This is a genomic window from Buttiauxella gaviniae ATCC 51604, from assembly GCF_001654835.1.
Classification (GTDB): domain Bacteria; phylum Pseudomonadota; class Gammaproteobacteria; order Enterobacterales; family Enterobacteriaceae; genus Buttiauxella; species Buttiauxella gaviniae.
The window spans coordinates 1-4,192 of the sequence record NZ_LXEP01000023.1 but is presented as its reverse complement, the minus strand read 5'-3'; the positions used below and the strand labels follow the sequence as shown (position 1 = coordinate 4,192).

Genomic DNA, 4,192 nt, shown 5'->3' with positions numbered 1-4,192 from the left:
TCGATTGTCCCTCTAAGACACGGATAAATCGGTGATATCACCACATCAACCAGGCGAAAGCCTGAATTTGTTGAATTCACTAACAGAAGAGAAACAGGGAGGATAAAGGAGGTGGTGCTGATAGGCAGATTCGAACTGCCGACCTCACCCTTACCAAGGGTGCGCTCTACCAACTGAGCTATATCAGCACATCTGGAGCGGGCAGTGGGAATCGAACCCACATCATCAGCTTGGAAGGCTGAGGTAATAGCCATTATACGATGCCCGCATCTCTGGAACTCGGCTACCTGCTTGAATTCTGTATAGAGCCTGAGGAGAGGCTCCTCAGTATTCGAGTCGACTTGTTGGATCTCGTCGCCTCGGGCTACGCATAGCGTGGCCTGAAAATGGTGGTGGGGGAAGGATTCGAACCTTCGAAGTCGATGACGGCAGATTTACAGTCTGCTCCCTTTGGCCGCTCGGGAACCCCACCAAGCACTTGATGGTGCCGACTACCGGAATCGAACTGGTGACCTACTGATTACAAGTCAGTTGCTCTACCTACTGAGCTAAGTCGGCATCAAGTAGCGCGCATTCTAGGAAGAGCAGCGCTTTGATGCAACAAAAAAATTAAAGAAAATGCACTACCGCTTATATTTTGCGCAGTAGCTCGTAAAAATGATGAATTAAACGGCATTTCGGACTGATTTTGTACATCAAAGACTGTGATGATTTATAAAAAATAGCGTTCTTGTGCTCTTCTACTACATGCATTCCTTACAAAGCAGCTTCTTTTAGTGCTATGCCACTGTTCTAATCTCTCTTCATTTACTTTAGAAGGATGGATTCACTCACTACTACTGCTTTTAGACACCTTCATTACTTGGTTGCAATGTCAGCCCAGCATCATCAGCCGTAAACTTAAGCATTTATACGGTGCATAACGAATTAACGCCGCGCTACAACGTGATACCTTCCTCTGAAAGCATCACCACTTTCTTTTTTTCTTATTATTATCCCTCATCTGGTGTTACCCTCCTGCCCATTGTGAAAAGTAATATACGTTGCACGCCTTTGATTACCTGAGATGGGTCCCCTTTTCTCAGTCTGCGTACTACGTTCATTTTTGTCCTGAATTACAGGCAGAAGCATGCTTATGAGTAATAAAGAGCAAATGTTGACGACTCCTTATATGCAGTTCAACCGCAACCAGTGGGCAGCCTTGCGCGACTCAGTACCGATGACACTGACCGAAGGTGAAATCGCTCGGTTGAAAGGTATCAATGAGGATCTCTCGTTAGAAGAAGTGGCTGAAATTTACCTGCCACTCTCACGCCTATTGAATTTTTATATCAGTTCAAACCTGCGTCGGCAGGCTGTATTAGAGCAATTTTTAGGCACTAATGGACAGCGTATTCCGTACGTCATTAGTATTGCCGGTAGTGTCGCTGTAGGTAAAAGTACAACTGCTCGCGTGTTACAAGCCTTACTTAGCCGCTGGCCTGAACACCGCAGCGTAGAGTTGATTACTACTGATGGGTTTCTACATCCGAATAACGTGTTGAAAGAACGCAATCTGATGAAGAAAAAAGGATTCCCACAATCCTATGATATGCATCGTTTGGTGAAATTCGTTTCCGATATTAAATCTGGGGTGCCAAATGTGACGGCTCCGGTTTACTCTCACCTTATTTATGATGTCATACCTGATGGCGATAAAACGGTTGCTCAGCCTGATATTCTAATTCTTGAAGGATTAAATGTTTTGCAGAGTGGTATGGATTATCCCCACGATCCGCATCATGTATTTGTATCGGATTTTGTTGATTTCTCTATATATGTCGATGCCCCCGAAGATCTACTGCAAGATTGGTATATCACGCGGTTCCTGAAGTTCCGTGAGGGTGCATTTACCGATCCAGACTCTTATTTTCATAGTTACGCGAAGCTTCCAGAAGATGAAGCTGTGAATGTTGCACTGCAACTTTGGAAAGAGATCAACTGGCTGAATTTAAAAGAAAATATCCTACCTACCCGCGAGCGTGCCAGCTTAATCATGACGAAAAGTGCAAATCATGAAGTGGACTGTGTAAGACTCAGAAAATAGATAATGGGGGATTTAATCCCCCATTATCATTAATTTGCCCCACGCAGTGATATTTCTCCACCAACCCATGGTTTAATAACGCCATCTTGTTCTAACAGCAAGCCGCCTTGTTCATTAATTCCTCGTGAAATACCATGAATTTCTTTGTCGCCAATAATTAACTTCACTTGGCGATTAATAAAGTTATCGAGCAATTCCCAACGTGGAAGGAATGGTATTAAACCTTCATCTTCGAATAAATATAATGCCTTACGTAGTTCTTTTATTATTCTAATGGCCAGTGCATTGCGGTCTATATTAATTCCAGCTTCCTGGAGATTAATCCAGCTTTGATTAATCACGTCAGTTGCCACATTGCGCATCGCAAGATTGATACCTGCACCGATAACAATTTGTGCCGCATCACCTGTTTTCCCAGTTAACTCAACAAGAATGCCGGCAAGCTTGCGATCATTGAGATAGAGATCATTTGGCCACTTAACTCGGACATCTTCAGCACCTAATTCACGCAGCACTTCTGCCATCACAATTCCGATGACAAGGCTTAGGCCGACCGCAGCTGCGGGACCTTGTTCGAGTCGCCAGAACATAGAAAGATAAAGATTAGCCCCAAAAGGTGAAAACCATTGCCGACCACGACGCCCGCGACCGGCTTGTTGATATTCAGCAATACACGCATCACCGGACTGAAGTGATTCAATACGATCGAGTAAATATTGGTTAGTCGAATCAATGACAGGTAATACCGCAACTGAGCCTGTTTCAATTTGCGATTTTATCAGTTCTTCATTCAGTAACTGGATAGGGTCCGGAAGGCTATAGCCTTTCCCTGGGACGGTAAAAACATCAACTCCCCAGTCTCTCAGAGTTTGAATGTGCTTATTTATGGCCGCACGACTCATGCCGAGCTGCTCGCCTAATTGCTCACCAGAATGAAACTCGCCATCGGCCAGGATACTAATTAGCGTGAGTGGGACTGTATTATCTTTCATGCAATTGTCTCCACTGCACTAACTTCACCACATGTTCCGATGAAACGGACTTCTGGCTCCAGCCACACATTAAATTTCTCCCCAACACGCTGACGAACAAGGTGCGCTAAACCCACAACATCCAGACTTGATGCACCACTCTCATTTATCAATACCAAAGCTTGTTGTTGATGCACTGTCGCCCCACCTACCTTGTAGCCTTTCAACTGGCACTGATCGATTAACCAACCTGCCGCCAGTTTTATTGATCCGTCTGGCTGAGGATAATGTGGAATGTTAGTGAAAGCCGCAAGTAGTATAGAAGCCTGTTCGGCATCAACGACTGGATTCTTGAAAAAGCTCCCCGCATTGCCATTAACACGTGGATCAGGAAGTTTTGTCATGCGCATATGGCAAACTGCATCAAATACTTCCTGAGGGGTGACATTTTCAGCATCAAGACGGGCTAAGTCACCATAACTTAATACCGGCTGCCATTGTTTTGGCAAACGTAATCCCACGGCAATGATTGCATAGTGACTCTGATATTCATGCTTAAAAATACTGTCACGATAGCCAAACTGGCACTGTGAATTATCCAGGCGATGAATCTCAGCGCTGATTAAATCAATACAATCAACGTAATGGCAGACGTTTTTAAGCTCAACACCATACGCGCCAATATTTTGAATCGGTGAAGATCCGGCGCATCCCGGAATTAAAGCCAGGTTTTCAAGCCCCGGCATTCCTTGCTGTAAGGTATTTTCAACCAGATGATGCCAGTTTTCACCTGCACCAACATGCAGATGCCATGCATCATTTTCTTCCGTCACTTCTATACCTGAAATACGGTTGATAATTACAGTTCCGGAATAATCCTCAAGAAAGAGAACGTTACTCCCCTCGCCCAGAATCAACACTGGCATATTTGCTGCCACTGCTTCACTCCAGGCATCCTTTAATTGTTCCACGGTTTCAGCAATGACAATACGCGAAGCATTAGCCTGAATACCGAATGTATTGAAAGGTTTAAGAGAAGTGCTCATGTTGGGTATCTTTCCTGAGTTTAAACCCGGTTAGTTTACCTTATATGGCGGGGGTTGGCTTGCTCAGAGGCGGATATGAAGGGTGATCG

General features: G+C 44.7%; 3 protein-coding genes and 4 tRNA genes. 1 reads left to right on the top strand and 6 read right to left on the bottom strand.

Annotated features, from left to right (window positions below):
* Positions 1-112: 112 nt before the first annotated feature.
* The 4 genes from M977_RS12035 to M977_RS12020 all read right to left on the bottom strand — a co-directional run bounded on the left by M977_RS12035 (position 113) and on the right by M977_RS12020 (position 558).
* A tRNA-Thr gene (locus M977_RS12035) sits at positions 113-188 on the bottom strand.
* A gap of 5 nt (positions 189-193) precedes the next feature.
* Positions 194-268: transfer RNA gene (locus M977_RS12030), tRNA-Gly, on the bottom strand.
* Between the two features lie 119 nt (positions 269-387).
* Positions 388-472, bottom strand: a tRNA-Tyr gene (locus tag M977_RS12025).
* Between the two features lie 10 nt (positions 473-482).
* Positions 483-558 (bottom strand) — tRNA-Thr (locus M977_RS12020).
* 577 nt (positions 559-1,135) lie between these two features.
* Here M977_RS12020 and coaA point away from each other — a divergent pair.
* On the top strand, positions 1,136-2,086 hold the full coding sequence (coaA, locus tag M977_RS12015; RefSeq protein ID WP_064515269.1) for a type I pantothenate kinase: 951 nt from the start codon (positions 1,136-1,138) through the stop codon (positions 2,084-2,086).
* 29 nt (positions 2,087-2,115) lie between these two features.
* Here coaA and birA read toward each other — a convergent pair whose 3' ends face one another.
* The gene (birA, locus tag M977_RS12010) at positions 2,116-3,078 is read right to left on the bottom strand and encodes a bifunctional biotin--[acetyl-CoA-carboxylase] ligase/biotin operon repressor BirA (protein ID WP_064515267.1); all 963 of its coding nucleotides are present in this window, start codon (positions 3,076-3,078) and stop codon (positions 2,116-2,118) included.
* On the bottom strand, positions 3,075-4,103 hold the full coding sequence (gene murB, locus M977_RS12005; RefSeq protein WP_064515265.1) for a UDP-N-acetylmuramate dehydrogenase: 1,029 nt from the start codon (positions 4,101-4,103) through the stop codon (positions 3,075-3,077). The genes birA and murB overlap by 4 nt, the downstream gene beginning before the upstream one ends.
* Positions 4,104-4,192: the final 89 nt, after the last annotated feature.